We start from the raw sequence: 26,625 nt of genomic DNA on the forward strand, positions 1-26,625 counted from the left end.
GCATGGCGCGCTCCTACAGGGTAACTGTCAGGTGGGCAGCAAGGGCGGCATCGGGCAGTCCAGGATATCCGCCACCGCGCGTATCAGCTCCGCCTCGCCGGCAGTGATGTGGCCGTCATGCTCGATGCAGCGTGCCAGCGCCTTGAGCAGTTGCGGTTTCTGCAGTGGGCGCAGTTGCTCCAGTTGCTTCAGTGCGGTCTCAAGGTCGCGCAGACTGGCAGCAGTTGGGAGCGGCCGCGGCGCGAAGGGCAGGCCGCCCCACGCATCGGCGAATGCCTGCTCGGTCTGCAGGTCGCTGGTTTCGCCAACGCGAGCGAGGAAGGCCAGCAGCGTTGCGCAGGCTTCGGACAGGTCTGCCAGTGCCACGTTGCCGATCTTGCCGCTGCCCGGCCGCAGGTTGCGTTCGATGATGCGCAGCAGCGTCCATTCCAGCAGCTTCACCTTGCCATCCAGCTTGATCAGCAGCGCCATGTTCTCGCGCAGGGCGAGGAAGGCCTTGGCGTCCAGTTGCTTGAGTGCCGGCATCGCCAGGTCCAGCAGCGGCAGGCGCTGGCCGGGGTCGAGTTGCAGCAGCGACTCTTCCAGCAGGTCCAGTTGCAGCGCCAGGCTCAGGTTCAGGCGCTGCTTGATCGCTTCCAGCTGGCGCGTCCGCAGGTCGGGTTCGCTGTCCAGCAGCAGGCCGTACACCAGCGCCTGCGCACCTTCGCTGTCATGGGCGGCGCGCTGCAGGCGCTCGTCCAGGCGCTGCAGGGTGCTGCGGGCTTCCTGCAGGTGCGCAACGGTGGGCGCGCCGACCGCGGCCACCGCCACTTCCACGGCGGAGGGCTGGTAAGGCTGGCCGGTGACGGCGGCGGTCCATGCGTCCTTGTCCATCAGTGCCACGTCCAGGCGCGGCTCGAACTTCGGGTAACGGCCGTCCCAGCCCGGATCGACGCGGCGGATACGATCCTTCAGTGGCGGGTGGGTGTCGAACCAGCTGCTGCCCACGCCATCGCCGAAGTACATGTGGCTGAACTCGGCCGCGCGCGGCGCGCTGAGCAGGGCGCCCAGCGGGTTGCCGCCGATCTTCTTGAGCGCACCGGCGATGGTCGAGGGATCGCGGGTGAACTGTACTGCCGAGGCGTCGGCCAGGTACTCGCGCTGGCGGCTCACCGAAGCCTTGATCAACTGGCCGAAAAAGGTCCCGACATAGCCCAGCACATAGAGCACCACACCGGCGCCAATCACCAGCAGCACCACGCTACCGCCGCCGTTCTTGTCGTTGCTGCTGCTCCGGCTGCTGACACGGATGCCGGTGCTGGTTTCGCTCCAGCCGCGCAACAGCATGCCGCCGATCAGGCCAAGCAGGAGCATGCCGTGGAGCAGGGCGGTCAGCCGTGTGTTGAGCAGCATGTCGCCGTGGTGGATGTGGCTGAACTCGTGGGCGATCACGCCTTGCAGTTCGTTGCGGTCGAGTTGCTCGATGGCGCCACGGGTGATGCCGATCACCGCGTCGCGCGGCGTCAGACCGGCGGCGAAGGCGTTGATCGAGCCGTCCTCCAGCACGTACACCGGCGGCACCGGCGAGCCGGAGGCCAGGGCCATTTCCTCGACGACATTGAGCAGGCGGCGCTCATCGGCATTGCCGGCGCTGAGGTTGAGCAGGCGGCCGCCGAGGCTCTCGGCCACGACCTTGCCGCCGGCGCTCAATTGCACTTGCTTGTACAGCGCGCCCAGCACGACCACGCCGATGATCACGGCGGCCACCGACAGGTACAGCTCCGGGTCGGGCAGGGAGGCGCGCGAGGTCAGGTGCAGCGCCGGCTCACCCAGGTGACGCCAGAGCCAGCCCAGGGCGAAGCTGGTGATGGTGACCAGGCAGACCACCGCGACAGTCAGCAGCAGGACCAGGCGGCCGGTCTGCTTGCGGGCGCGGTCCTGGTGTTCGAAGAAGTTCATCGCGCGTCCTGCGCCGGGGAGTTAGAAGGCGACTTTCGGCGCGGCCTGGATTGCCTTGCTGTCCTCGAAGTCCAGCAGGCTGGCGTCCTTGCTGTGGCCGTAGGTGGCGGCCAGGAAGTTGGCGGGGAACGACTGGCGGTAGGTGTTGTACTCCATCACCGAGTCGTTGTACGCCTGGCGGGCGAAGGCGACCTTGTTCTCGGTGCTCGACAGCTCTTCGCTGACCTGCTGCAGGTTCTGCGAGGCCTTGAGGTCCGGGTAGGCTTCCAGGGTCACGTTCAGGCGCCCCATCGCGCCACCCAGGGCATTCTCGGCGGCGGCCAATTGCGCCATGCGGCCGGCATCGCCGGGTTGTTCGGAAGCGGCTTTCAGGCCGGCGACCGCCGCGTTGCGGGCGGCAATCACTGCCTCCAGGGTCTCGCGCTCGTGCTTGAGGTAGGCCTTGGCGGTTTCCACCAGGTTGGGGATCAGGTCGTAGCGGCGCTTGAGCTGCACCTCGATCTGCGCGAAGGCGTTCTGGTAGCGGTTGCGCAGGGCGACCAGGCGGTTGAACACACTGATCAGCAGGAAGATCACGCCAGCGATGATGGCGAGGGTGATGATCGAGGAAACGCTCATGGGATGTCCTTATCGGCAGGCGATCGAGCGTCGATCATAGCGGAAAGCCAGCAAGGCGGACCTTATCCTTTTTCCGATATTTAGGGCTGATCGCGCTTTTGCCTGGAGCGAGCCCGGCCTGTTCGGTATCTCCCTGTAGGAGCGGGCCATGCGCGCGATCGCGGGNNNGGCCCGCTCCTACAGGAGAGCTTCCGCCGGATAGGCTTTCCCGGCGAATCAGCGGTTCAGGTACTCGGCGACGGACACCACCTCGGCGTAGGCGAAAGCCAGGGATGCCATGTAGGACGCGTGCACCTGGGCTGCCGGAACCTTAACGCCGTTGAACTCCAGGTCCAGGGTGGCGCAGGCGTCGTGCAGCACAGTCACCGGGTAGCCGAAGTCGGCGGCGGCGCGCACCGCGCCATCCACGCACATGTGGCTCATGTGGCCGACCACCACCAGCGATTCCACGCCGTGCTGGTCGAGGATGGCCTTCAGGTCGGTGTCGCGGAAGGCGTTGACGAAGTGCTTGAGCACCACCGGCTCGCCGGGCAGATTGGCGACCTTGCCGTGGATTTTCGCGCCCTCGCTGCCGGGGGCGAAGAACGGCGCGTCGGCGCTTTCGAATTCGTGGCGCACGTGGACCACCAGGTCACCGCGCTCGCGGAACGCGGCCAGCACCTTGGCGGCCTGGTCGGCGGCGGCTTCGATGCCGACCAGCGGCCACTTGCCGGAAGGGAAGTAGTCGTTCTGGATATCCACTAGGATGAGCGCTTGCTTGGCCATTTCCGAAGTCCTTGTTGAACGTTGAGTGGTGAGGAAGTGGAATCAGTATGGTTCGCCGCGCGCCACGCGGGGATCAGGCGGAACGACAATAACCGGGGGAAAACTGACAATGGTTGTGCAACGGAGCGTCGTCGAGATCGGGTTGCTGCTCTACCCCGGTGTGCAGACGGCGGCGCTGCATGGGCTTACCGACCTGTTCGCGGTAGCCGATCGCATCGCCGGCGAAGAAGCCGCGCAGCAGCTGCCCGCTCTGCGCATCAGTCACTGGTCCGGCGAAGAGGGCGGTGAACCCCGCCGTGTCTTCGACACGCATCCGGGGGCAGCCAGCCGGCTGGTCGCCGTGCTGGTGCCGCCTTCGCTGTTCGGCCTGCCCGACGCCGCACCGCTGCGCAACCTCACCGACTGGCTCGCTGCGCGCCACGGCGAGGGCGCCATCGTCGGCTCGGTGTGTATCGGCGGCCTGCTGGTGGCGGAGGCCGGCCTGCTCGACGGGCGCAGCGCCACCGCTCACTGGAGCGGCGCCGAGGCTTTCGGCAAACGCTTCCCTCGCGTGCGGCTGGAAGCGCACAAGCCGATGGTGGACGACGGCGACCTGATCACCTCCGCCGGCCTGATGGCCTGGTCGGAGCTGGGCCTGCGCATCGTCGACCGCCTGCTCGGCCCGAGCATCGCCAGCCGCACCGCGCGTTTCCTGGTGGTCGAACACAGCGACAGCGCCCAGCAATGCGGCAGCAACTTCGCGCCGCTGCTGGGGCATGGCGACGCGGCGATCCTCAAGGTGCAGCACTGGTTGCAGGGCAATGGCGCGGTGGATGTCAGTCTCGCCGCCATGGCCGCCCAGGCCGGGCTGGAGGAGCGCACCTTCCTGCGCCGCTTCCGCGCCGCCACCGGGCTCAAGCCCACCGAGTACTGCCAGCACCTGCGGGTGGGCAAGGCGCGCGAGCTGCTGGAATTCACCAACGGCACCGTGGACCACATCGCCTATACCGTCGGCTACCTCGATCCGGGCTCGTTCCGCAGTACCTTCCGCAAGATCACCGGAATGGCGCCGAGCGACTACCGCAAGCGCTTCGGCGCCAAGCCAGCCGAGGTCGCCCTCAGGGACTGACCGAAGGCGTGTCCGCCGCCTGCTGCAGCATCTGCGCGAGCAGCGGCGCATATTCGGCGTCGGTCATCGCCGGGTGCACCTGCAGGTGCATCAGGTCGGTCCACTGCAACATCCAGCGCTGTACATCGAGCGGGTTCTCGGCTTCCGCCAGGCCGAAGCCGAGCATGTGGCCCATGGCGTGCCAGCGGCCGATCAGCTTCACGCCGGGCGGTGGCTGGCCGCCGGTCTTGAGGAAGCGCTGGATGATCCTGTCGCGGTTCTCGATGGGGATGGTCCAGTTCACCAGATAGAGCATGTCGCACCTCCGGCCCGACTCCGGGCTTCGATGGACGCGGACCCGAACCGGCGACGCCGCCAGAGCCGCGCCTGTGTATCCCAGGCGTGACAGTCTCCGGCTGGGAGCGGCGTTCTTCCGACAGGCATAGCAGCACCCGGCGAAGCGGGAGCGGCCACTGATCGGCGGCCGCCAAGGCAGGTGATCGACGGTCACACCCAGCGATCATTCTCCGCCGTGCGTTCGCCGCCCTGGTCGCCGGTGTTCTTCACGCCGCGCGGTTCGATCAGCATCAGCTGCACCTCGTGTTCGGCGTAGGGCTTGTGCTCCACGCCGCGGGGCACCACGTAGAGTTCGCCGGCGCGCAGGGTCAGCGGGCCGTCGCGGAAGTCGATGCGCAGCTCGCCGTCGAGCACGATGAAGGTCTCGTCGGTGTCGGCGTGGCTGTGCCAGACAAAGTCGCCCTGCAATTTCACCACCTTGAGCTGGTAGTCGTTCATCTCGGCGATGACCCGCGGTTGCCAGGTTTCGCTGATGCGGCCGAGCTTGTCCTGCAGGTTGATCGGTTGGCGTTGGGTCACGGTGGTTTTCTCCTGGGGATCGGTCAGCCCAAACTACTGCCGGCCCCTGGAGCGGTCTTGCAGGAACTTGCGCTTCGGTGTCGCTGTGGCTGCGGGTCGCCGTGTAGCAGCGGGGAGCGAAGAGCGGGCGACTATGCTCAGAACATCGCGCTCGTTTTCTCCGGAGACCGCCATGCCCACGCCCGCTCCCATTGCCCGCCCCAGCGTCATCCCCTGCCTGCGTTACCGCGATGCGCCGCAGGCCATCGACTGGCTGTGCGCCACCTTCGGTTTCCAGCGGCAGCTGGTGGTTGCCGATGAGCACGGCGGCATTGCCCACGCGCAGCTGGCGCTGGCCGACGGCAGTGGGTTGGTGATGCTCGGGTCGCTGCACGACAACGAGTACGGCCGGCTTATGCGCCAGCCCGACGAAATCGGCGGCTGCACCCAGAGCATCTACGTGGTGGTGAGGGATGCCGAGGTGCTGTATCGCGCGGCAATGGACGGCGGCGCGCAGATCGTCATCGACATCAAGGACGAGGACTACGGCGGCCAGGGCTTCACCTGCCGCGATCCAGAAGGGCACATCTGGAGTTTCGGCACCTACGATCCCTGGCACTGATCCACCTCCGTCACAGTCTGTCGATGCCGTTGCGGTTCATTGCCGCAGTTTCCGTACTGCTGAGTGGACACGTGATAAGACCCCCACGGGCTGGGCACGGCAGGTCCTCTCAAGGTCATGGGGGCGGCACAGCGTGCTGCTGGCCCGTTCTTTCAGGAGCCAGGTCAGAAGGGTGTCGTTGGATGGAAAGTGCGATTACGGAATTTACGCCGGTGACCTCACGGCGCAGGCTCATGCCCAGCATGGTCGTATCTGTGCTGGGGATCGTCGTGCTCATGACTCCCACTGTGCTCGCCTTGTTCCTCGCGGGATTTTCCTTCCTCGAAGCGAGTGATTCGAACGCCTTCGATGATCGCGTGGGGGCGGTATTTCTCGGTTTGATCACAGCCCTGTTGATGGCCGTTATCGGCTGGAACATCCGGCGCACAGGCATATATCAGCAGGTGCAGATTGATGAAAGCGGAGTGCATTGCCTGGGCAGGGGCGGCAGGATAACAAGGGAATTCCTCTGGTCAGACTTCACGCCATCCCCGTCCAAGCGGCCTCTTGGATTGTTGCTTCAGTCCGATGTCGACGTGTTGCTCGGCCTCCAGCATGACAGCATGAAAAGGCTCATCTGGTGGTACAGGGGGCAGAAAGTCATCGGGTTCGTGTTCGCCGGCAACTTTCTGTTCCATAACTTTTCCGCCAATAGCGATGAGCTCCATCGCGCCTTTCTTCTCGGCCTGACTCGATATCGCCCGGACTTGAGCATTTCGCCGGCGGTGTTCGCGCTCTATTCGATTTCGCCCGATTCCCTGCACCGTCCTGGCGGAATATCCCCGGCGGCCGGCCCAGTTAAACCCCAGAGTTGAGACGCCTTTGTCGAGAGACGACGTGGCTTGACCCGCCGTGCCTCCCGGTGTTCAGATTCGCCCCGTTTCAGGTGCCCCCCGCCGCCGTGCGTGGGGTGAAACGGGAAGCCGGTGCGTCGCCCTCGTGCGATCAGTCCGGCGCTGCCCCCGCAACGGTAAGCGAGCGGAGCATCCACTAGGCCACTGTGCTCAGGCATGGGAAGGCGGATGCCCCAGGACCCTCGCAAGCCCGGAGACCGGCCTGGAACCTGTTTGGCAAACCCGCGGTGGGCGGGCGTGAGCCGGTTCCCGGGGCGCGCTCGTTCCGGGTGTCGCTGCGCCGCCTGCGAAATCCCGATTTCGAGGCGATCACCTTGCATTCTCCTGCTTTCATCTCCCGGCGCGCCCCGCGCTGGATTCCCGTTTTCTCCCTCTGTGCCCTCAGCTCGCAGCTTGTGGCGGCTCCCCTCGACCTGGCCGATGAAATCGTCAGCGCGCCTTCCGTGGAGTCCACCACGGTGGCCGACATGGCCCGCTACGGCAGCAAGCTGGAGGTCATCGACCGCCAGCAGATCGAGCGCGCCGGCCCCAGCGCCGACATCACCCGCGTGCTGCAGATGTACGTGCCCGGCCTGTTCGTCGCGCCGAAGAACGGCCCGTTCGACTATGGCACCTACTCGCTGCTGGGCGGGCGCAACGATGACACGCTGATCCTGCTGGACGGTGTGCGCCTGAACAACCGCCTCTACGGCGGCATCTACATCGACACCCTGCCGACCACGGCGGTGGAGCGCATCGAGGTGCTCAAGGGCGGCCAGGGCCTGCTGTTCGGCACCCAGGCGGTGAGCGGGGTGATCAACATCGTCACCCGCAGCGCGCGTTCGCGCGAGGCGTCCGGCGAGGTGAACCTCGGCCTGGATACCTTCAAGGGCCGCAGCGGCGATGCCCGCGCCGAGAAGATCGTGCAGAACGGCTTGGGCGACCTCGGCCTGATGGCCTACGTCAGCCACAACCGCTCCGACGGCTACCAGCCGTATCGCGACCGCGACATGACCGACACAGTGAGCGACAAGCGCCGCTCCTATGACGTCAACGTGTTCGGCGCCAAGGCCATCCAGGCCATCGGCGACGCCTTGCGGCTGGAGCTGTTCTACCAGTACGCCGACGCCGAGCTGGATTTTGCCCGGCCGACATCGAACCACCACACCAGCAACAACCGCGTGCAACAGATCGCCACGGCGACCTTCCAGCAGAGCGTCAACGACGACTTCAGCTGGTTCGCCAAGACCCACATCAACGACTGGGATACCCGCTACGACCGCGTCTACAACCTGCAGGGCGGCGGCACCCAGGTGCTCAACCACAACGACTACTGGGGCTTTACCGACTGGGGCGCGCAGCTCGAAGGCAAGGCCAGGTTCGGCGGCGGTCACGAGCTGGTCTTCGGCAGCGACAACCAGTGGTACAAGGGCCAGGACGATGTGCTGATCATCGACAACGACAAGGCCGAGTCCCATGCGCTGTACGCCCAGCTGCGCCCGCGCATCGACGCGCTGCCCGACTGGCACCCGAGCCTGGGCGTGCGCCGCGAGGAAATCTCCGGCGGCGAAGGCGCCACGGTGTGGATGCTGACCTCGCTCTACGACCTCACGCAGCAGCTCAAGCTGCGCGGCCAGTTCGGCACCGCCTTCAAGTTGCCCACCGCCGAGCAACTGTTCGTCAACGAGCCGGGCGACGAAGTCGGCAACCGCGACCTCAAGCCCGAGCGCAGCCGCAATGCCGAGCTGGGCCTGGACTACACCGGCGAGCTGTTCGACCAGCCGTGGAGCGGCAGCGTCACGCTGTTCCGCCGCGAGATCACCGACCTCATCACCCTCGCGGGCGATCAATGGGTGAACGGCAACGGCGAGATCGAAGTGCGCGGCGTGGAAGCCAACGGCCAGTGGCAGTTCGGTCGCCATTGGCAGCTCGCCGCCGATGCCACGCGCAACCTGGTGGACAGCCGCGAGGGCGTGACGGTGAACAACATCCCGCACTTCTTCGCCCGCGTGCGTGCCGGCTACGACGACAACCTCTGGGGCGCCGGTCTTGCCGCGCGCTACGTGGGCTCCATCGTCAGCGCCCAGGACGATGACTACGGCCACTACACCGTGCTCGACGGCGATGCCTATCGCTACCTCGACGCGGCCCGCGCTCACCGCCTGAGCCTGCTGCTGGAGAACCTGCTGGACCGCGACTACGCCACCGGCCGCACCAGCAACGGCATGCGCCAGGTAGACAACCTCGGCCGGCCGCGCACCGCCGAGCTGCGCTACACCTTCAGCTTCTGATGAAGGCCATCCTGCTGGTCGGCCCGTTGGCCGGCGCCCAGGGCGAGCGCCTGCACCGCGAGGTGTCGGCGCACCTGGACGGTGTCGAATGCATCGATACCGGCGAGGGTTTCGACGTGCTCTGGGCGCGAGCGCGCACGCAGCTTGCCGATGGCGTGGCGTTGTTGCTGGTCGACCTGGAACCCGCCACCGATGGCGCCTACCTCGACTGGCTGCGCGCCGAACTGGCGGCACTGGCGGATGAGTTTCCGCAGGCGCCGGTGCCGAATATCACGGCATCGGCGCTGGGCCGGCGTGGGCTCGACGTCGGCGCGGTGCTGGCGGCGATCGATGATCCGGCGCAGCAGCTGGAATGCCGGGGTGTCGGTGTGGTGCCGTCACAGCCGGACTGGTCCGCGCCGCCGCCGCACCGGCATCACCTGTTCCTCTGTACCGGGCCGCGCTGCGTGCGGCGGGGTGCACTGCCGTTGTGGAAGACCTTGCGTCGCGAACTGATTCGCCACGACCTCTACGAGAACGGCGAGGGCGCCTTGCTGACCCGCACCGGCTGCCAGTTCCCCTGCAATCGCGGGCCGGTGCTGACGGTCTACCCCGAACGCGTCTGGTACGGCCTGCGCAGTGATGAGCAGGTTTGCCGTGTAGTGGCGGAGCACCTGCGCGATGGTGTGCCGGTGGCGGAATTGCGCGTGGATGACGAAGCATGAGGCCGGCATGGCTCTTTGTAGGAGCGAGCTTGCTCGCGAACCGCTTGAGGCCATGGGTGCCCGGCTTGGTTCGCGAGCAAGCTCGCTCCTACAGTTCAGTCCTGGCGCTTGGGGTGGCGGCGATGCTGGGCATGGCGACGGCGTCCGCCCAGGACTACCGCAACTGCGGGCAGGACTGGCACATCGACCACCCGCCGCAACGCATCCTCGCCCTCAACCAGCACGCTGCCGACCTGCTGCTGGCGCTGGGCGCCGGGGAGCGGCTGGTCGGCGTGGCCTACATCGATGACGACCTCAACCTGAGTGGCGGCCGCTATCGCGGCGTGCCGCTGCTGGCGCGCCAGTATCCATCGGCGGAAGCGGTCTACGCGCAGCGCCCGGACCTGGTGGTGGCCGGCTTCGCTTCGGCGTTCCGGCTGGGCAACCTGTCTCGCGAAGAGCTGGCCGGCCATGGTGTCGCCAGCTACCTGCTGGATGCGGGTTGTGGCGTGTGGCAGGACGATCTGTTCACAGGCGTCGAGACGGACCTGACGACCCTGGGCGAGCTGCTCGGCGAGCAGCGGCAGGCACAGAAGCTGATCCGCCAGCAACGCACCGCGCTGGCCCAGGCACGCGGCCATTTCTCCGGGACCACACCGCTGGAAGTCTTCTACCTCGACAGCGCCAGCAATGGCCTGGAGAGCCAGGGCCGGCGCGGCGTGGTGACCCAGCTGCTGCACGCCGCCGGCGCGCACAACCTGTTCGAGGATGTCGACCTGGGCAGCTTCACCGCCAACACCGAACAACTGCTGGCGCGCGACCCGGACGTGATCCTGCTGGCCGATGCGCTGTGGTCCACGGCCGAGCACAAGAGGCGAACGCTGCGCGCCGACCCGGTGCTCTCGCGTCTGCGCGCCGTGCGCGAAGGGCGCTTCGTGGCCTTGCCCTTCACCCACCTGTTCCCCGGTGTGCACAGTGGCCAGGCTGCGCGTGAACTGGCGCAGGCATTGAGCCGGTTCTAGGGAGCGGACGTCCGTCTGTTCGCCGGCCACTGTTCCTACCCAAGCGCCGGAGGCCGTGCTAGAAAACGCCGATCGTTCATTGGGAGGCTGTCATGGGCAAGTTGCGCGTTGGGGTGATTTTCGGTGGGCGTTCGGCGGAGCACGAGGTGTCCCTGCAATCGGCGAAGAACATCGTCGATGCGCTGGACCGCGAGCGCTTCGAACCGGTGCTGGTGGGCATCGACAAGGAGGGCCGCTGGCACCTCAACGATGCCTCCGACTACCTGCTCAACCAGGAAAACCCGGCGCTGATCGCCCTCAACCGCTCCAACCGCGAGCTGGCCGTGGTGCCGGGCAAGGCCGAGCAGCAACTGGTGGAAACCGCCAGCCGCCAATTGCTCGACCACGTCGACGTGATCTTCCCCATCGTCCACGGCACCCAGGGCGAGGACGGCTGCCTGCAGGGCCTGTTGCGCATGGCCGATATTCCCTTCGTCGGCTCCGACGTGCTGGGCTCGGCCATCTGCATGGACAAGGACGTGAGCAAGCGCCTGCTGCGCGACGCCGGCATCGCCATCACGCCCTTCATCACCCTGACCCGCGCCAATGCCGCGCGCACGCGGTTCGCCGAGGCGCAGCGCAAGCTCGGCCTGCCGCTGTTCATCAAGCCGGCGAACATGGGCTCGTCGGTGGGCGTCAGCAAGGTCGAGGACGAGGCCGGGTACGACGAAGCCGTGCGCCTGGCGCTGGCCTTCGACGACAAGGTACTGGTGGAGTCCGCCGTGAAGGGCCGCGAGATCGAGTGCGCGGTGCTGGGCAATGAACAGCCGATTGCCAGCGGCTGTGGCGAGATCGTCGTCGGCAGTGGCTTCTACTCCTACGACAGCAAGTACATCGACGAGGAGGCGGCCAAGGTCGTGGTGCCCGCCGATATCCCCGCCGAGGCCAGCGAGCGCATCCGCCAGCTGGCCGTGGACGCCTTCCTCGCCCTGGAGTGCTCCGGCCTGGCGCGGGTCGACGTGTTCCTCACCGAGAGCGGCGAAGTGCTGATCAACGAGCTGAACTCGTTGCCCGGCTTCACCCGCATCAGCATGTATCCCAAGCTCTGGCAGGCCACGGGGATGACCTACAGCGAGCTGGTCAGCCGGTTGATCGACCTGGCCATCGAGCGCCACGCCGCCCGGCGCAATCTGCAGACCAACCGCTGATCCACGCCCCGCCGGCTGCTTCTGCGCTACCCTGAGTGGCCGTCGCCCGGTCTCGGGCGGCCGGCCCCGTGTCCCGTAACGAACAGTCAGAAGGAGCACGAGATGAACACCGTAGTATTTGCCGACGGCACCGTCGTTCCCGCCATCGGCCAGGGCACCTGGCGCATGGGCGAGGACAGCTTCCAGCGCAAGCGCGAGATCGCTGCCCTGCGTGAAGGCATCGAGCGCGGCCTGACCCTGATCGACACCGCCGAGATGTACGGCGAGGGTGGCTCGGAAGAGGTGGTCGGCGAGGCCATTGCCGGTTTGCGCGACAAGGTCTTCCTGGTCAGCAAGGTCTATCCGCACAACGCCAGCCGGCGCGGCGTCCCCGAGGCCTGCGAACGCAGCCTGCGGCGCCTGGGTACCGATTGCCTGGACCTCTACCTGCTGCACTGGCGCGGCCAGTATCCACTGGAGGAGACCGTAGAGGCCTTCGAGCGGCTGCGCGAGGCGGGCAAGATCAAACGCTGGGGCGTCTCCAATTTCGACCTCGACGATATGCAGGAACTGAACGAGCCGGCCTGCGCCACCAACCAGGTGCAGTACAGCCTGGAGGAGCGCGGCATCGAGTGGGACCTGCTGCCCTGGTGCCAGGAACAGCGCATGCCGCTGATGGCCTATTGCCCGGTAGGGCAGGGCGGCAAGCTGCTGCGCCACCGGGTGCTGGGAGAAATCGCCGGTCGCCACGACGCCACCCCGGCGCGCGTGGCGCTGGCCTGGTTGATCCACCAGCCGGGGGTGATCGCCATTCCCAAGGCGGTGGAACCGCTGCATGTGCGCGACAACGCCGCCGCGCTGCAACTGTGCCTGACGCCCGAGGACCTGGAAGCGCTCGATGCCGCCTTCCCGCCGCCGACCCGCAAGCGGCACCTGGCGGTGGTGTGACGCCGCAGCCCCGGTCGTCGCTCGCTAGAGCGCGACCGGGGCGCGGTGCTAGCCTTGCCCCATGGTCACCGACCGGGGAGGGCTGCAGCGATGAGCAACTACACGGCGGACAGCGCCGCCATCAACCGTGTGCTGACGGACTACGTCGAGGGCATGACCTTCGGTGACGAGTCGCGCCTGCGCCTGGCGTTCCATCCGTCCTGCAAGATCATCGGCAACTACCATGGCGCGCTGGAGTGGGCGTCGCTGGACGAGTTCATCGGCGCGATCAAGGCCGAGTCGCCGCCCTCCGAGGGCGCGCCGCCGGCGTGGGAGCTGAAGTCGCTGGATATCACTGGCGACAGCGCCGTGGCCAAGGTTACCGACGAGTTCCTCGGCATGCACTTCACCGACTACCTGGCGCTGCTGCGCATTGGCAATGGCTGGCAGATCGTCAACAAGCTCTATTACCTGCACGAATGACGTGGAACGCATCACCCTGCGCGGCACGCCGGAAACCCTGCTGATCACCCTGTACGCCAAGGCAAAGGAGAGCGAGCTGCCCGATAGCCTGCTGCGCGACCGTTTCTCGCGGCAGGCGGTGGAGCAGATCGACTACGACTTCGCCCGCCTGCACATCGGCCGCGCCGAGCAGGTGGGCATCGCCCTGCGGGCCCGGCTGTTCGATGACTGGGTGCGCGACTTCCTCGCCCGCCACCCGGCCTGCGTGGTCCTGCAACTGGGCTGCGGGCTGGACAGCCGGGTGTGGCGCATCGATCCGCCGTCTTCCGTGCAGTGGTTCGAGGTGGACTTCCCGGAGGTGATCGCCTTGCGCGAGCGCCTGTATCCCGCGCGGGAAAATTGCCACCTGCTGGCCAGTTCCCTGACTGCGCCGGACTGGTGGCGCGCGGTGCCGACCGGGCGACCGGTGCTGATGGTTGCCGAGGGCGTGCTGCCTTATGTGGAGACTGGCGAAGTGTTCCGCCTGTTGGGTGCGCTGACCGGGCGCTTCGGCCAGGGCGAGCTGGTGTTCGACGGCTACAGTCGCCTGGGTATCCGCCTGTTGCAGTGGAACCCGATGATCCGTCGCACCGGCGCGGTGCTGCACTGGGGCATCGACGAGCCGCAGGAGCTTGAGCGACAGGTGCCGGCCCTGCGTTTCGTCGATGCCATCGCCGCCTACGACCGCGCACAGATCGCCCGGCTCTCCCTGGGCATGCGCCTGCTCTACGAGATCACCCTGGCCATTCCGACGCTGCGTCGCATGGGGCGGCTGCTGCGCTATCGCTTCGGCCCCTCATCGTGAGCAGATGGCCGCAGCGCGCCCTGGCTGCTTTACTGATGCGTCTACGACGACCTTGTTCAGGAGCTGGCGATGAAGCTCGAGCCGTTGATGGAGATGAACGTGAAGGCCAGTGTGCCGCTGGAGATCGGCCGCGTGCCGCAGGGCCAGCGGCTGATCTCGGCGGCCGGCGGCGGCACTTTCAAGGGCCAGCGCCTGAGCGGCGAAGTGCTGCCCGGCGGCGGCGACTGGATTCTGGTGGACAGCGACGGCAGCTGGCACCTGGAAGTGCGCCTGGTGCTGCGTACCGACGATGGGGCGCGCATCCTGATGCAGCACATCGGCCTTCTCGTGGCCAACCCGAAGATCATCCACGCGGTCTCGCGGGGCGACAGTACCGAGTTTGGCGATACCTACTTCATGATCCAGCCGCGCTTCGAGGTCGGCGACGACCGCTACCGCTGGCTCAACCATCAGTTGGCGGTGGGCGAGGGAAGGCTGGGGCCGGGGTGGGTGGAGTACCGCATCTTCTCGCTGACCAATAGCTGACACGGATAGTTCCTGCGGGTGTCACAAGCGGTGAGCATAGTGAGGGGCATCAGGTAATCGTCGGAGAAACACGATGCCGCTTCCCCTCGCTATGCATCCGCGCGACAAGGTCGTTCTGTTCGATGGCAATTGCCCGCTCGCCAGCGATTTCAGCCGATTCCTCCGCCATCGGGACCAAGGTCGCCGGATGAGGCTGCACAGCGTGCAGTCTGCCGAGGGGCGGGCGATTCTCGACTGGTTCGGCCTGCCCGGCGATTGCGTGCAAAGCCTGCTGTTCATCGATGACCGGCAAGGTTACGAGCGCAGCGATGCTCTCCTGCGCACGCTCGGGCAACTGCCCCATCCCTGGCGTTGGCTGCGGGTCCTGCAGCTGCTGCCGTGCTCGCTGCGCGAAGGCTGCCTCGATCGCCTTGTCCGCTATCGCTTGCACGGTCGCGGGCAGCGCCAGCCGCTGCCGACGCAATCCTAGCGTCGCCCGCATCGATGGGCTGCGCTGAGTGAGGCAAGCGGTCGAGGCAACTGCCGTATTCCGGGAAGTCCGTGCCTTCGTATCCCACTCACCCCAGCCCGGTCCCGTTTACGGAAGAGGGGGGAGGGCGAGGGGCTTTGCTCCTGCAGGAGCGGGCCATGCCCGCGCTCCTGCATTCGGGCGTTGCGCTGCGTACCACCGGCGCCCCACCCCTGCGCGTCAGAAACTCCTGCTCACGCTGGCGACCACGGTCGCCGTGCACACATCGCCGAAGCCGAACTGGGTGCGGCATTCGTTCTGCGACAGGTCGGTGTCGATGTAGCTCACCGCCCAGTCGAAGCCCAGCAGCTCGTGGCTCAGCTTGGCTTCCCACTCGTGGTAGGTGTCGCGGGTGCTGCCGTCTCCGGAGAGGTAGAGCGGGTCCTTGGCGTCGTTGCGGCCGTAGCGCACGCGCAGCTTGAACTCGGCCGGCAGCTCGGCGTTGTAGGCCAGGTAGGTGTAGAGGTTGGCCTGGTCTTCGCCGAAGTAGGTGGGGTAGTCGTTGCCGTAGTAGGCCCCCACTTCGAAGCCGTAGGCGTGGAGGATGGCGTAGGTGTCGCTCTGGTTGAACTGGGCTTCCTTCGGGTAGGCGTACTTGATGTAGCCCAGGTCCAGGGCGATGTCATCGTTGGCCTGCCAGTACCAGCCGGCGTAGTAGTCGGTTTCCTGACGGGTCTTCAGGCCGCCGCCGAAGTCGACGTTGGAGGTCCACACGCCGAGGTAGGCGCCGGAGGCGTGCTGCAGGGTCAGGCCGAGCTGGGCGGCGGGGTCGTTCTGGGTCTGCGAGATGCCGCGGGTGCGGTAGTCGCTGAGCAGGGCGGTGTCGATCTGCAGGGCGAAGCCTTCGCCGAGCTCCACGGCCAGGGCGGAAGTCAGCGGAGCGCAGGCGAGCAGCGCGCCGACAAGCCATTGCGGGCGATTCATACGGGGTTCCCTTTGTTGTGATTGTCTGTGGGCAGATGAAAAATCCCGCGCAGCGCCGACCCTCCCGGTCAACTCGGGAAGCTGCGGCAAGGGTTGGGCTGGCGGGCAGGGCGCCGGGGGTGTTCACGCCCCGGCGCAGGAGCCCGGCTCAGAGAGCCGGTTGGTCTTCGGCGCGGTAGATTTCGCGGCCTTCGAACAGGGTGTGGAGCACGCGTGCCTCGTTCAGTTGCTGGTCGGGCACGGTGAATACGTCGCGGTCGAGCACGACCATGTCGGCCTGCTTGCCGGGTGCCAGGCTGCCGATCTTGTCGCCCAGGCCGATGGTCTGCGCGGCGTTGCGGGTGTACGCGTAGAACATGGTCTGGCGGTCCACGCTCTCGGCGGCGTTGAGCACGCCTTCCTCGCCCTGGCGGGTGACCGCCTGGTAGATGGCCTTGAGCGGATCAGGCGTGGACACCGGCCAGTCGCTGGCGCCGGCGATGGTGGCGCCGTTGTCCAGCAAGGATTTGGCCGGGTACATGTAGCGGTAGGCCTCGTCGGCGATGTAGGGCTTCACCAGCTCCACGGTGTAGGGCTCGGCGGTGGCCCAGTCCAGCTGCATCGAGGCGATCACCCCGAGCTCCTTGAAGCGCGGGAAGTCCTTGGGGTTGACCAGTTGCAGGTGGGTGATCGAGTGGGTCACGCCACTCTGCCGGTCCTTGCGCGCCTGGGCGAAGCCGTTGAGGGACTCGCGCACCGCGCGGTCGCCGATGGCGTGCACGTGCACCAGCCAGCCGCGCGCATCGGCAGCGCTGACCAGTTCGCCAAAGTGTTTGGGATCGATCAGCAGTTCGCCCGGCTTGTGGCTGTTCTTGTAGTCCTCCAGCAGCGCGGCGGACTGTGCGGGGAATTCGATCACGCCATCGGCGAACACCTTGATGCCCGGCAGCGTCAGGTTCGGGATGCCCTGGAACTGCTGGCGGACCTTCTCGATCACGTCCAGATCGGCCGGCGTGCTTTTCGGGTTAACCACCTGTAGCGCGGCGACGTGGGCGGTGAGCTGGCCGTCGCGGGTCAGGTCGCGGTAGACCGGCAGCACGCCGACGGTCTTCTCGGTGGGCTTGATGGCGAACAGCGCTTCGCCGGGCGTGCCGTTGGCGGCCGGGTCCATCCAGGCGGTGATGCCCAGGCTGTTGTTGTACTTCACCGCGGCCACGCCGGCGCGGTCCATGGTGGCGGTGTCGGGAACCGGCATCGCGGCGGCCACCAGGTCGAAACCGGAGTCGACCAGGAAGCCGGTGGGGTTGAAGTCCTTGTCGTGGGCGACGTTCTCCTGCTCCAGCGGGCTCAGGCCGCGCAGGCGCTTCGCATCCAGCCCGGCGCGCTTGAGCATGGCGGCGTTGGCCCAGGCGGTGTGGTGGTCGCTGCCGATCAGCACCACCGGGGTGTCCTTCCACTCGCCCTGGTTGAAGCGCTTGGCCAGGCCGTCGGCCTGGGACCAGTAGGTGGAGTTCATGCCGTTCATGACCACGGTGTCGTGCACCTTGGCCTTGCCGCTGTCGCGGTCCTGCTTGAGGCGCTTCTCGAAGGCGTCGAGGTCCATCTGCTCGTCCAGCAGGCTGGCGGAGATCAGCTCCAGGCCGCCGAAGATGGAGTGCGAGTGGCTGTCGATGAAGCCGGGCATCAGCACCTTGCCGCCCAGGTCGACCTGCTTGCTGGCGGTGCCGGCGAGCTTGCGGATGTCTTCGTTGGAGCCCACCTGCAGCACCTTGCCACCGGCGACCGCGACGGCCTGCTGCAACGGTTGGCCAGGCTCGGCGGTGAAGACCTTGGCGTTGTACAGGATCAGGTCCGCGTTCTGTGCCTGAGCTTCAAAAGTACCCAGTGCGATGGCGAGCGCCAGCGCGCCCTTGAGCATGCCGTGCATGACTTCCCTCTGCTTTTCGGTGGATTATTGTTGGTCTGCGGCGCAGGCTACTGGCGGACCGGATCGTACGGAAGACGCCGTCAGGCATAACACTTGTGAAGGATTGGCACGAATGACGATGGACAGATTCAGCAGCCTGGCGATGTTCGTCGCCAGTGCCGAGACCGGCAGTTTCAGCCGCGCCGCCGAGCAATTGGGCAAGACGCCCTCGGCGGTGACCAAGGCGGTCGGCCAGCTGGAAATCGAAGTCGGCGCGCGCCTGTTCGAGCGCACCACGCGCAGCATGTCGCTGACCGAAGCCGGCCAGCTCTATCTCGATGGCGCCCGCGAGGTGCTGGCGCGGATGCGCGAGACCACCGAGGAAATCGCCCAGCTGCAGCACAGCCTGCGCGGCGTGCTGCGCATCACCGGGCCGCTGATCGTCGGCCCGGTGTTCCTCGACCAGGCCTGCGCCGAGTTCCTCGACCTGCACCCGGACGTGCGCCTGCAAGTCGATCTTTCCGACAGCTACGTCGACCTGCTCGATGGTCGCTACGACCTCGCCCTGCGCATGGGCAACAGCGACCTGCCGGGGCTGATCGCCCAGCCGCTGGCCGAGAGCCGCCTGATCATGTGCGCCAGCCCGGCCTATCTGGCCCGGCGCGGCACACCGCGGCACCCCAGCGAGATCATCGACCACGATTGCCTGGTCTACCGTCATCCGGCGCTGGATGACCGCTGGTGGTTCGACGTGGAGGGCGAGCGCTTCTCGACCCCGCGCAGCGGTCGCCTGAACAGCGATAACCAGGCGGTGCTGCTCACCGCCTGCCTGGCCGGGCACGGCTTGTTGCCGTGCCCGCACTGGAGCGTGCTGGAGCACCTGCGCAGCGGGCGGCTGGTGACGGTGCTGGAAGACTACTTCTTCGAACCGGACACCTTCGGCGCGCAGATCCTCGCGGTGTACCCGAGCAATCGCCGGGCGACGCGCAAGATCCACGCGTTCATCGAGCATCTGCGCGAGTACCTGCGGCGCAACGGCATCCTCTAGGTTTCTACAGCAATGCCCCGGCCCAGGCCGACACCAGCAGCAGGATCGCCATCAACTGGTTGAGCCGCTGCATCTGCGTGGGCGAGAGCAGGCGCTGGCTGCCGATGCCCAGGCTGGCCCAGACCGCCGTGCAGGGCACCGACACGAGGAAGAACAGCAGGGACAGCAGCTGCACGCGGTCCAGCCGGTCGACGCCGTGGCCGGCGTACACGCTGATTACCGCCAGCGCCATCATCCAGGTCTTGGGGTTGACCAGTTGCAGCGCGGCGGCTCCGAGTGCTCCCAGGCGCGCGGTGCCGGCGTCACGCTCCAGGTCCGCTGGCGGGCTGCGGAAGATCTGCCAGGCCAGCCAGCTCAGCCAGAGAACGCCGACCACGCTCATCGTCTGCTGCACGCGCGGCAGGCCGCCGAGCACTTCGCCCAGCCCGCTGCCCACGGCCAACACCAGCGCGGCGGCGGCCGCGCAGCCACCCAACATGATCGGTAGCGCGGCGCTCCAGCCGAAACGGGCGCTGTTGCTGAAGATCAGCAGGTTGGTCGGCCCCGGCGTGATCGAGGCGACGAACGCAAAGAGGACGAAGGGCAGCCATTGGCCGAGCTGCGAGAAGTGCATGGCGGGAACTCCGGTGAATCCGTGGGAGCTCATCTTCGCCAGTGCGACGGGCTCAGTCTGGAAGCTTTGAGCAGCGTTTGCGGTAGTAGGCAGGTGTCACGCCGTAGGCGCGGCGGAACCAGCGGCCGAGGTGGCTCTGGTCGGCGAAGCCAAGGTCGGCGGCGATGTCCGCCGGGGCCAGGCCGCGGCCGAGCAGCTGCCGTGCGCGGGCCAGGCGCAGCTGGATCAGGTAGGCGTGGGGCGGCAGGCCGAAGGCCTGCTTGAATGCGCGGGTCAGGCGGAAGCGGTCGCAGCCGCTGGCCTTGGCCACGTCGTCGAGGCCGATGTCGGCGGTCAGGTTGGCGTGCAGGAAATCCCGCGCCCGTTGCGCCACCAGCGGCAGGTGCGCCTGCGTGGTGCCGCGCTGGCGCCAGTGCAGGTGGCGGGTCATGCCGTCGAGCAGGTCATCGATGGCGCTTTGCCGGACGATCTTCAGGTCATGCCCGTGCACGGCCTGGAAAGCATGGTCGATACGCCGCGCCAACTGCGGATCGTCGATCAGCAGCTCGGGGACAGCCAGTTGGCAATTGCCCGGCGCTTCCTCGAACAGGGTGGCGATTTCCCGCTCCAGCCAGGGCGCGTCGAGATACAGCGTGCGGTAGGTGAAGCCGCCCTCGGTGGGCGCGTCGCCGTCATGGATGTCGCCGGGTTCGAGGAAGAACACCTTGCCGGTGGTGCTGACATGGCGCTGATTGCGGCTGCGGAACTGCTGCACGCCGGACTCGGTGAAACCGATCAGGTAGCTGTCGTGCCAGTGCGGATCGTAGGCGTGGCCCTTGAAGTGCGCGCGCAGGCTCTGGATGCCGGTGTCGGCATCCTGCAGCAGGTCGATCCAGTTGTCTTTGTGCATGGGCCGCCTCCGCACCGCTTGCCCGGTCGGCCAGCATAGCGCGCGCAAGCGGGCTGTCTGGAAGATTCGTGCAGCCGGTGGTCAGACTGCGCTGAAGCTGGCTGTCTCAGTAGACGAGTCCGTTGACAGTGGCGGCGAGGTTCCACGCGTCCTGGTTGCCGCCTGGGATGAGTTCCATGTAGACGAACTCGAGGTCGGGGTTTTGCGCGTTGGGCTGCGTTAACTTGATGAGGTAGTGCCGACCGGAGGGCATGCTGCAGCCATCGACCACATAACGGTTCTGATTGCGGGGGGAGGTGACGACCCTTCCGCCGCTGTTGATGCAATAGCTGTGCATGCCCTCGATGAAGTAGTTGATGCCCCGGTAAACCTTGAGGCGGGCGACGACGTACTTGAGGTCACTCACCTCGCTCCGGGGCTGGTAGGGCCAGCCGCTCGCGCTTTCCACCAGTTGGCCGAAGTAAGCATCTGGGGTGAGGTTCAACTTCGTATCGTAGGGAGGTGCCGAGGTGCAGCCGGCCAACAGAGACAGAGCGGCCAGCGCGATGGCTGCGGAAATCCTGATCAATTTGCGGTAAGTCCGTATATCGCTCGCAGCGGTGGGGTGGTCACCCAGTGGAACCTCTGCGAGGTTTTGTGGTGGTTGATGGCTTAATGCTATCTGTGATTGCAGGATTTGTCTGTGATCAGGCGATCGCACGATTCGCGAAGTAGTGGGCCACTGCCGTGGCAGAAGGGGCAGTGGCCGGGAAGCAAGGACGGAGAGCTGAGCGTCAGCCTGCGGCAGCCTCGAAGCTGTCGCTGCGCGCCATGCGCCAGATGCGCTCGTAGAACTCGCCTTCGATGTTGCCCGAGAGCAGCTCGCCGGGCTTGAGGAAGTAGTGCAGGTGCGAGAACAGGCGGATCTCAGTGGCCGAGACGCGGCGCACCAGGTGCTTGGCCTCCAGTTGCGACGGGTGCTGGATGCCGGCGGCGGCGAGCATCTCGGCCAGGCCTTTGAGCGTGTTGCGGTGGAAGTGGTAGACGCGCTCGGCCTTGTCCGGCACCACCAGGGCGCGCTGGCGCAGCGGGTCCTGGGTGGCGACGCCGGTGGGGCATTTGTTGGTATGGCAACTCTGCGACTGGATGCAGCCGATGGCGAACATGAAGCCGCGCGCCGAGTTGGCCCAGTCGGCGCCCATGGCCAGCACGCTGGCGATGTCGAAGGCGCTGACGACCTTGCCGCTGGCGCCGATGCGGATCTTGTCGCGCAGGTTCAGGCCGACCAGGGTGTTGTGCACGAACAGCAGGCCTTCGCGCATCGGCAGGCCCATGTGGTCGGTGAACTCCAGGGGCGCAGCGCCTGTGCCGCCTTCCTTGCCGTCGACGACGATGAAGTCGGGGAGGATGCCGGTCTCGTGCATGGCCTTGGCGATGCCCATGAACTCCCACGGATGGCCGATGCACAGCTTGAAGCCCACGGGTTTGCCACCGGACAGTTCGCGCAACTGGACGATGAAGTCGAGCAGGCCGTGGGGCGAGTCGAAGGCGCTGTGGGAGGAGGGCGAGATGCAGTCCTGGCCCATGGGCACGCCACGGGTGGCGGCGATTTCCGGGGTCACCTTGTGCTTGGGCAGGATGCCGCCGTGGCCGGGCTTGGCGCCCTGGCTGAGCTTGATCTCGATCATCTTCACCTGCGGATCGACCGCCTGCTTGGCGAAGCGCTCGGGGCTGAAGGTGCCGTCGTCGTTGCGGCAGCCGAAGTAGCCGCTGCCCAGTTCCCAGGTCAGGTCGCCGCCGTATTCGCGGTGGTAGGGGCTGATGCTGCCTTCGCCGGTGTCATGGATGAAGCCGCCAAGCTTGGCGCCCTTGTTCAGCGCACGGATGGCATTGGCGCTCAGCGAGCCGAAGCTCATTGCCGAGATGTTGAACACCGAGATGGAGTAGGGCTGCTTGCACTCCGGGCCGCCGACGCTGACGCGGAAGGTGCAGGGGTCGGCCACCGGGGCCGGGCGGATCGAGTGGGCGATGAATTCGAAGCCCGACTGGTAGACATCGATCAGGGTGCCGAAGGGTTTGTCGGCGGTCTCGTTCTTCGCCCGCGAGTACACCAGGGCACGCTGGGCGCGGGAGAAGGGCAGGGCCTCCTGGTCGCCTTCGAGCAGGTACTGGCGGATTTCCGGGCGGATGGCCTCCACCAGGTAGCGGATGTTGCCCAGGACCGGGTAGTTGCGGCGTACCGCATGGCGTTCCTGCAGCAGGTCGAAGACCCCGAGCACGCTCAGGGCGAAGGTCGTGAGGGTGAAGGGCCATACCCAGTCATGCCCGAGGAAGGGCAGGCTGAGCACGGTGAACAGGACGCACGCGGCGAAAAAGGCATAGCGGCTGAGCAGCGACAGGTTCATGGAATCTCCAGTCGTCGGGCTTTGATCACGGTAAGGTTGGCCGAAAGGGCCGCCACAGAGCATGGCAGGCATCGCGCAAACGTGCCTGTGCAAAGGTCAATGCGGCGGGTTTTCGGAAGTCTTTCTAGTTCTGGCGGGCATCGACGGTAGCCCGAAGCGACGGAAAAAGAAAGCAAGCTAACGATTTTCTCCGGGGCTGAGAAAGCCTGTTTCAGGCACTGCAAGAAATCTTGTGTCTGGGCTGTTCGCGAGCAAGCTCGCTCCTGCAGGCCTGAAGCCGAGTCGCTCTTCGCAGGAGCGAGCTTGCTCGCGAACCGCCTCCCGCCGGACTAACAGGCAATCACATTCACCGCCAGCCCGCCCTTCGCCGTCTCCTTGTACTTGTCCATCATGTCGCGGCCGGTGTCGCGCAGGGTGTCGATGGCCTTGTCGAGGCTGACCAGGTGCTGGCCATCGCCGCGCAGGGCGAGCTGGGCGGCGTTGATGGCCTTGAGCGAGGCCATGGCATTGCGCTCGATGCAGGGCACCTGGACCAGCCCGGCCACCGGGTCGCAGGTCAGGCCGAGGTTGTGCTCCAGGCCGATCTCGGCAGCGTTCTCCACCTGTTCCAGGCTGCCGCCGAGGACTTCCGCCAGCCCCCCGGCGGCCATGGCGCAGGCTGATCCGACCTCACCCTGGCAACCGACTTCAGCGCCGGAGATGGAGGCATTGAGCTTGCACAGGATGCCGATGGCCGCGGCGGTGAGCAGGTAGCGCTCGATGCCTTCGGCGTTGGCGCTGCTGTCGTAGCGCGCGTAGTAGTGCAGCACCGCCGGGACTATGCCGGCCGCGCCATTGGTGGGCGCTGTCACGACGCGACCGCCGGCGGCATTTTCCTCGTTCACCGCCAGCGCCCAGAGGTCCACCCAGTCCAGGGCGCCCAGGGTGGTGGCGATCAGGTTGCCGCTGTCCGCTTCATTCAGCCGGCGGAACAACATGGGCGCGCGGCGGCGCACCTTGAGGCCGCCGGGCAGCGTGCCTTCGGTCTCCAGGCCGCGGTTCACACAGGCCTGCATCTCATCCCAGATATGCGCCAGGCCGGTGTGGATTTCCTCGTCACTGCGCAGGGCGCGTTCGTTGGCCCACATCAGGTCGCTGATGTGTTTGAAACCGTGCTCGTGGCACAGGCGCAGCAGCTCCTCGGCGCTGTGGAAGGGGTAGGGCATGGGGCTGCCTTGCAGGGCGCGCTCGGTGTTGAAGTCGGCTTCGTCCACCACGAAGCCGCCGCCAACCGAATAACAGATGCGCTCGGCCAGCAGTTCGCCGTTGTCGTCCAGCGCCCGCAGGTGCAGGCCGTTGGGGTGGGCGGGCAGGGTGTCGTCGTGGAAGACCAGCTGGCGCGAGGGGTCGAAGTCGATCTCCTGCACGCCGCCCAGGCGCAGGCGATGGCGCAGCAGGATGTCGTCCACCTGCGGGGCGAGAGCGGCTGGATCGGCTTCGGCCGGGTCGATGCCGAGCAGGCCGATCAGGCAGGCGCGGTCGGTGGCGTGGCCCTTGCCGGTGGCGCTGAGGGAGCCGTAGAGATGCACCTCGACAGCCATGGTTCGGGCCAGCAGGCCGTCGTCGCGCAGGCGGTCGACGAACTCGCGAGTGGCGCGCATCGGCCCGACGGTGTGCGAACTGGACGGCCCGACGCCGGGCTTGAACATGTCGAAGACGCTGAGGCTCATGGGGGTTCCTCCTGTCTCAAGCATGGACCCGTGCGGCCTCGAATGCTCACCGACCGCTCGACGGCCGAGCATTGTCTGTAGGAGCGAGGGGGACGCCCAGTTCTTGCTCGCGAACCGGTTCACCGCGGAGCCGGCCAAGAAACTCTGTTCGCGAGCAAGCTCGCTCCTGCAAATGCGGCTCTAGCCCTGCGCCTGCAGGAACAGCGAGAACAGCTCCGACTGCGACTTGATCCCCAGCTTGGCGTACATGTGCTTGCGGTGGACCTTCACCGTCTCGGCGGAGATCGCCAGCTTGCGGGCGATTTCCTTGCTGGAGCAGCCGCTGAGCATCAACCGGCCGACTTCCAGCTCGCGCGCGGTGAGTGGCGTTTCCATCTGCTGGGCGGTGGACTCCAGGCGGTTCTGCCAGCGTGGCGGCGGGGGCGCTTCCTGCACTTCACGCTCGAAGGCCATGCGCTGGCGCATCAGGCCGGCGACCCAGGGCTGCACCAGGGCGAGCAGGGCGATCTGTTCCGGGGTAAAGCGGCCCTTGCTGCCCACCGAGCAGCACAGGGTGCGCTCGCCGTCGAGTTGCACGTTGATCTGCACCTCATCGGCCACCACGTTGAGGCTGAAGTAGCGCTGGTAGTAATCGGTCTGCTCGAACATCTCCGGCGCCACGTCGTCCAGGCGGAACAGCCCGCTGCCGGGCGCCTCGCGGCTGGCGATGTAGAAGGGGTCGAGCAGGTAGAGACCCTTGAGGTAGTCCTGGAACAGCGAGTCGGGGCCGCCATCCTCGCCCGGGCATTCGGCGAATACCTGTGGCCTGCCATTGCTGAAGAGCAGCACGACCCAGCTGTCGAAAGGCACATACTGGCCCAGCAGGCGCACCAGCGAGGTCCAGAAACCGGGCTTGTCCAGCGCCTCGATCAGCTGCCCGACCGAACGATGCCAGGCGATATCCTGAAGGGAAAGGCTCATGACTCTACCCCCGATGGGTTACCACGCGGGCGTAATTACCCGGTGATGGCACGCCCGGCATACTCGGTGGATGCCTTGAGCCGGCGCGGTGCGCATTTTGACCCTTTTGCGTCGCGCGGTCACTGGAATACAAGCATCCGAGGAAGCCCCATGAAAGTAGAACTCGTCCAACTCGCCGGCCGTGATGGCGATGTGGCCTGGAACCTGGCCCGCACCCTGGAGGCCATCCACGCCTGCGCCGACGACACCCAACTGGTGGTGTTCCCCGAGACCCAGCTGACGGGCTTCCCCACCGAGCGGAATATCGCCGCCATCGCCGAGCCGGTGGACGGCCCCAGCGTGCAGGCTGTGCAGCAGGCCGCACGGGAGAAGAACATCGCCGTTGCCGTGGGCTTCGCCGAAGCCGCTGACGATGGCCGCTTCTACAACACCACGCTGCTGATCACCCCCGAAGGCATCGCCCTGAAGTACCGCAAGACGCACCTGTGGGCGTCGGACCGCGGCATCTTCACCCCCGGCGACCGCTACGCCACCTGCCTGTGGAACGGCATCCGCGTCGGCATCGTCATCTGCTTCGACATCGAATTCCCCGAGTCCGCCCGTGCCCTGGGCCAGCTGGGCGCCGAGCTGATCATCGTGACCAACGGCAACATGGACCCCTACGGCCCGACCCATCGCACTGCGATCATGGGCCGCGCCATGGAAAACCAGGCCTACGCCGTGATGGTCAATCGCGTCGGTGAGGGTGATGACGGCCTGGTCTTCGCCGGCGGCAGCGCCGTGGTCGACCCGTACGGCCAACTGATCGTCGAGGCCGGCCGCGAAGAGTGCCGGCAGATCGTCGAACTGGACTTCGAACGCCTGGCGCAATCACGTCGCGACTACAGCTACCTGGCCGAACGCCGCTTCGTGCTGCCCGGCGAGATGCGCGAGCACGAAGACGGCCAGCGCGAGCTGATCATTCCCGCCTGAGTTTCCCCTCCGGCCTTCTGCAGGGCCGGGGCGCAGGGCTGCGCCGACACAGCGTT

27 protein-coding genes and 1 riboswitch are annotated in these 26,625 nt (G+C 66.7%); of the genes, 14 read left to right on the forward strand and 13 right to left on the reverse strand.

The annotated features are described in order from the left end of the window. Positions 1-27: 27 nt before the first annotated feature. From UB43_RS07465 to UB43_RS07475, 3 genes are all read right to left on the reverse strand, one after another. Positions 28-1,938, reverse strand: coding sequence for a M48 family metallopeptidase (locus UB43_RS07465; RefSeq protein WP_045209794.1), 1,911 nt, complete (start codon positions 1,936-1,938; stop codon positions 28-30). A 21-nt stretch (positions 1,939-1,959) separates the two neighbouring features. Then, positions 1,960-2,556 (reverse strand): LemA family protein, encoded by a 597-nt coding sequence (locus UB43_RS07470; RefSeq protein WP_045209795.1) that lies wholly within the window; start codon positions 2,554-2,556, stop codon positions 1,960-1,962. A 216-nt stretch (positions 2,557-2,772) separates the two neighbouring features. Then, positions 2,773-3,321 carry a cysteine hydrolase family protein gene (locus UB43_RS07475; RefSeq protein ID WP_045209796.1) on the reverse strand — a complete coding sequence of 183 codons (549 nt, stop codon included), beginning with the start codon at positions 3,319-3,321 and terminating at the stop codon, positions 2,773-2,775. Between the two features lie 109 nt (positions 3,322-3,430). On the opposite strand from UB43_RS07475, the gene UB43_RS07480 reads away from it, so the two are divergent. Next, positions 3,431-4,429: a GlxA family transcriptional regulator gene (locus UB43_RS07480; protein ID WP_045209797.1), complete on the forward strand. Its 999-nt coding sequence runs from the start codon at positions 3,431-3,433 to the stop codon at positions 4,427-4,429. Here the strand turns inward: UB43_RS07480 and UB43_RS07485 are convergent. Then, positions 4,419-4,724 carry a DUF3303 domain-containing protein gene (locus tag UB43_RS07485; RefSeq protein ID WP_045209798.1) on the reverse strand — a complete coding sequence of 102 codons (306 nt, stop codon included), beginning with the start codon at positions 4,722-4,724 and terminating at the stop codon, positions 4,419-4,421. The two genes, UB43_RS07480 and UB43_RS07485, sit on opposite strands and share 11 nt — an antisense overlap. A gap of 191 nt (positions 4,725-4,915) precedes the next feature. Then, entirely contained in the window at positions 4,916-5,284 is a 369-nt protein-coding gene (locus UB43_RS07490; protein ID WP_156160367.1) for a cupin domain-containing protein, read from the reverse strand. 172 nt (positions 5,285-5,456) lie between these two features. Between UB43_RS07490 and UB43_RS07495 the strand changes: the two genes are divergently transcribed. From UB43_RS07495 to UB43_RS07545, 11 genes are all read left to right on the forward strand, one after another. Further along, on the forward strand, positions 5,457-5,885 hold the full coding sequence (locus tag UB43_RS07495; RefSeq protein WP_045209800.1) for a VOC family protein: 429 nt from the start codon (positions 5,457-5,459) through the stop codon (positions 5,883-5,885). Between the two features lie 182 nt (positions 5,886-6,067). Continuing rightward, positions 6,068-6,739, forward strand: a complete 672-nt coding sequence (locus tag UB43_RS07500) for a hypothetical protein (protein ID WP_045209801.1) — start codon at positions 6,068-6,070, stop codon at positions 6,737-6,739. Positions 6,740-6,791: 52 nt separating this feature from the next. Continuing rightward, positions 6,792-6,999: riboswitch (cobalamin riboswitch) on the forward strand. Positions 7,000-7,092: 93 nt separating this feature from the next. Beyond that, entirely contained in the window at positions 7,093-9,048 is a 1,956-nt protein-coding gene (locus tag UB43_RS07505) for a TonB-dependent receptor (RefSeq protein WP_082085810.1), read from the forward strand. After that, positions 9,048-9,752 (forward strand): ferredoxin, encoded by a 705-nt coding sequence (locus UB43_RS07510; protein ID WP_045209802.1) that lies wholly within the window; start codon positions 9,048-9,050, stop codon positions 9,750-9,752. Before UB43_RS07505 ends, UB43_RS07510 begins: the two co-directional genes overlap by 1 nt. 131 nt (positions 9,753-9,883) lie before the next feature. After that, complete coding sequence (locus UB43_RS07515; protein WP_256204905.1) at positions 9,884-10,753, forward strand: ABC transporter substrate-binding protein; 870 nt, start codon at positions 9,884-9,886, stop codon at positions 10,751-10,753. 92 nt (positions 10,754-10,845) lie between these two features. Further along, positions 10,846-11,940, forward strand: coding sequence for a D-alanine--D-alanine ligase (gene ddlA, locus UB43_RS07520; RefSeq protein ID WP_045209804.1), 1,095 nt, complete (start codon positions 10,846-10,848; stop codon positions 11,938-11,940). Positions 11,941-12,042: 102 nt separating this feature from the next. Further along, the gene (locus tag UB43_RS07525) at positions 12,043-12,867 is read left to right on the forward strand and encodes an aldo/keto reductase (protein WP_045209805.1); all 825 of its coding nucleotides are present in this window, start codon (positions 12,043-12,045) and stop codon (positions 12,865-12,867) included. A 90-nt stretch (positions 12,868-12,957) separates the two neighbouring features. Further along, the gene (locus tag UB43_RS07530) at positions 12,958-13,329 is read left to right on the forward strand and encodes a nuclear transport factor 2 family protein (RefSeq protein ID WP_045209806.1); all 372 of its coding nucleotides are present in this window, start codon (positions 12,958-12,960) and stop codon (positions 13,327-13,329) included. Between the two features lies 1 nt (position 13,330). Then, positions 13,331-14,152, forward strand: coding sequence for a class I SAM-dependent methyltransferase (locus tag UB43_RS07535; RefSeq protein WP_082085802.1), 822 nt, complete (start codon positions 13,331-13,333; stop codon positions 14,150-14,152). A 69-nt stretch (positions 14,153-14,221) separates the two neighbouring features. Further along, on the forward strand, positions 14,222-14,677 hold the full coding sequence (locus tag UB43_RS07540) for a DUF3237 domain-containing protein (protein WP_045209808.1): 456 nt from the start codon (positions 14,222-14,224) through the stop codon (positions 14,675-14,677). 73 nt (positions 14,678-14,750) lie between these two features. Then, positions 14,751-15,146 carry a thiol-disulfide oxidoreductase DCC family protein gene (locus UB43_RS07545; RefSeq protein ID WP_045209809.1) on the forward strand — a complete coding sequence of 132 codons (396 nt, stop codon included), beginning with the start codon at positions 14,751-14,753 and terminating at the stop codon, positions 15,144-15,146. Positions 15,147-15,365: 219 nt separating this feature from the next. Here UB43_RS07545 and UB43_RS07550 read toward each other — a convergent pair whose 3' ends face one another. Together UB43_RS07550 and UB43_RS07555 are read right to left on the reverse strand one after the other, a co-directional pair. Further along, positions 15,366-16,109 (reverse strand): TorF family putative porin, encoded by a 744-nt coding sequence (locus tag UB43_RS07550; RefSeq protein ID WP_045209810.1) that lies wholly within the window; start codon positions 16,107-16,109, stop codon positions 15,366-15,368. Between the two features lie 148 nt (positions 16,110-16,257). Next, positions 16,258-18,015, reverse strand: a complete 1,758-nt coding sequence (locus tag UB43_RS07555; RefSeq protein ID WP_045209811.1) for an amidohydrolase — start codon at positions 18,013-18,015, stop codon at positions 16,258-16,260. 118 nt (positions 18,016-18,133) lie between these two features. Between UB43_RS07555 and UB43_RS07560 the strand changes: the two genes are divergently transcribed. Continuing rightward, on the forward strand, positions 18,134-19,042 hold the full coding sequence (locus tag UB43_RS07560) for a LysR substrate-binding domain-containing protein (protein ID WP_045210235.1): 909 nt from the start codon (positions 18,134-18,136) through the stop codon (positions 19,040-19,042). Between the two features lie 4 nt (positions 19,043-19,046). Here the strand turns inward: UB43_RS07560 and UB43_RS07565 are convergent, their stop codons facing one another. The 6 genes from UB43_RS07565 to UB43_RS07590 form a co-directional block, all read right to left on the reverse strand. Beyond that, positions 19,047-19,655, reverse strand: coding sequence for a LysE family translocator (locus UB43_RS07565; protein ID WP_045209812.1), 609 nt, complete (start codon positions 19,653-19,655; stop codon positions 19,047-19,049). Between the two features lie 52 nt (positions 19,656-19,707). Continuing rightward, positions 19,708-20,544 (reverse strand): AraC family transcriptional regulator, encoded by an 837-nt coding sequence (locus tag UB43_RS07570; protein WP_045209813.1) that lies wholly within the window; start codon positions 20,542-20,544, stop codon positions 19,708-19,710. A gap of 106 nt (positions 20,545-20,650) precedes the next feature. Then, positions 20,651-21,112 (reverse strand): hypothetical protein, encoded by a 462-nt coding sequence (locus tag UB43_RS07575; RefSeq protein WP_045209814.1) that lies wholly within the window; start codon positions 21,110-21,112, stop codon positions 20,651-20,653. A 205-nt stretch (positions 21,113-21,317) separates the two neighbouring features. Further along, positions 21,318-22,928, reverse strand: coding sequence for an FMN-binding glutamate synthase family protein (locus UB43_RS07580; protein ID WP_045209815.1), 1,611 nt, complete (start codon positions 22,926-22,928; stop codon positions 21,318-21,320). Positions 22,929-23,257: 329 nt separating this feature from the next. Continuing rightward, complete coding sequence (locus UB43_RS07585; protein ID WP_045209816.1) at positions 23,258-24,637, reverse strand: L-serine ammonia-lyase; 1,380 nt, start codon at positions 24,635-24,637, stop codon at positions 23,258-23,260. A 180-nt stretch (positions 24,638-24,817) separates the two neighbouring features. Beyond that, a complete protein-coding gene (locus UB43_RS07590; protein ID WP_045209817.1) occupies positions 24,818-25,597 on the reverse strand; it encodes a helix-turn-helix transcriptional regulator in 780 nt (259 codons plus the stop codon). 150 nt (positions 25,598-25,747) lie between these two features. Here UB43_RS07590 and UB43_RS07595 point away from each other — a divergent pair, with 150 nt between their 5' ends. Then, positions 25,748-26,569, forward strand: a complete 822-nt coding sequence (locus UB43_RS07595) for a carbon-nitrogen hydrolase family protein (protein WP_045209818.1) — start codon at positions 25,748-25,750, stop codon at positions 26,567-26,569. Positions 26,570-26,625 lie beyond the last annotated feature (56 nt).

Source organism: Pseudomonas sp. 21 (assembly GCF_000955805.1).
GTDB lineage: Bacteria > Pseudomonadota > Gammaproteobacteria > Pseudomonadales > Pseudomonadaceae > Pseudomonas.

Excerpts from the sequence above, each read along its gene's own strand:
- UB43_RS07465 (WP_045209794.1), bottom strand. The coding sequence starts at position 1,938 with ATGAACTTCTTCGAACACCAGGACCGCGCCCGCAAGCAGACCGGCCGC.
- UB43_RS07470 (WP_045209795.1), bottom strand. The coding sequence starts at position 2,556 with ATGAGCGTTTCCTCGATCATCACCCTCGCCATCATCGCTGGCGTGATC.
- UB43_RS07475 (WP_045209796.1), bottom strand. The coding sequence starts at position 3,321 with ATGGCCAAGCAAGCGCTCATCCTAGTGGATATCCAGAACGACTACTTC.
- UB43_RS07480 (WP_045209797.1), top strand. The coding sequence starts at position 3,431 with ATGGTTGTGCAACGGAGCGTCGTCGAGATCGGGTTGCTGCTCTACCCC.
- UB43_RS07485 (WP_045209798.1), bottom strand. The coding sequence starts at position 4,724 with ATGCTCTATCTGGTGAACTGGACCATCCCCATCGAGAACCGCGACAGG.
- UB43_RS07495 (WP_045209800.1), top strand. The coding sequence starts at position 5,457 with ATGCCCACGCCCGCTCCCATTGCCCGCCCCAGCGTCATCCCCTGCCTG.
- UB43_RS07500 (WP_045209801.1), top strand. The coding sequence starts at position 6,068 with ATGGAAAGTGCGATTACGGAATTTACGCCGGTGACCTCACGGCGCAGG.
- UB43_RS07510 (WP_045209802.1), top strand. The coding sequence starts at position 9,048 with ATGAAGGCCATCCTGCTGGTCGGCCCGTTGGCCGGCGCCCAGGGCGAG.
- UB43_RS07515 (WP_256204905.1), top strand. The coding sequence starts at position 9,884 with ATGGCGACGGCGTCCGCCCAGGACTACCGCAACTGCGGGCAGGACTGG.
- ddlA (WP_045209804.1), top strand. The coding sequence starts at position 10,846 with ATGGGCAAGTTGCGCGTTGGGGTGATTTTCGGTGGGCGTTCGGCGGAG.
- UB43_RS07525 (WP_045209805.1), top strand. The coding sequence starts at position 12,043 with ATGAACACCGTAGTATTTGCCGACGGCACCGTCGTTCCCGCCATCGGC.
- UB43_RS07530 (WP_045209806.1), top strand. The coding sequence starts at position 12,958 with ATGAGCAACTACACGGCGGACAGCGCCGCCATCAACCGTGTGCTGACG.
- UB43_RS07540 (WP_045209808.1), top strand. The coding sequence starts at position 14,222 with ATGAAGCTCGAGCCGTTGATGGAGATGAACGTGAAGGCCAGTGTGCCG.
- UB43_RS07545 (WP_045209809.1), top strand. The coding sequence starts at position 14,751 with ATGCCGCTTCCCCTCGCTATGCATCCGCGCGACAAGGTCGTTCTGTTC.
- UB43_RS07550 (WP_045209810.1), bottom strand. The coding sequence starts at position 16,109 with ATGAATCGCCCGCAATGGCTTGTCGGCGCGCTGCTCGCCTGCGCTCCG.
- UB43_RS07555 (WP_045209811.1), bottom strand. The coding sequence starts at position 18,015 with ATGCACGGCATGCTCAAGGGCGCGCTGGCGCTCGCCATCGCACTGGGT.
- UB43_RS07560 (WP_045210235.1), top strand. The coding sequence starts at position 18,134 with ATGGACAGATTCAGCAGCCTGGCGATGTTCGTCGCCAGTGCCGAGACC.
- UB43_RS07565 (WP_045209812.1), bottom strand. The coding sequence starts at position 19,655 with ATGCACTTCTCGCAGCTCGGCCAATGGCTGCCCTTCGTCCTCTTTGCG.
- UB43_RS07570 (WP_045209813.1), bottom strand. The coding sequence starts at position 20,544 with ATGCACAAAGACAACTGGATCGACCTGCTGCAGGATGCCGACACCGGC.
- UB43_RS07580 (WP_045209815.1), bottom strand. The coding sequence starts at position 22,928 with ATGAACCTGTCGCTGCTCAGCCGCTATGCCTTTTTCGCCGCGTGCGTC.
- UB43_RS07585 (WP_045209816.1), bottom strand. The coding sequence starts at position 24,637 with ATGAGCCTCAGCGTCTTCGACATGTTCAAGCCCGGCGTCGGGCCGTCC.
- UB43_RS07590 (WP_045209817.1), bottom strand. The coding sequence starts at position 25,597 with ATGAGCCTTTCCCTTCAGGATATCGCCTGGCATCGTTCGGTCGGGCAG.
- UB43_RS07595 (WP_045209818.1), top strand. The coding sequence starts at position 25,748 with ATGAAAGTAGAACTCGTCCAACTCGCCGGCCGTGATGGCGATGTGGCC.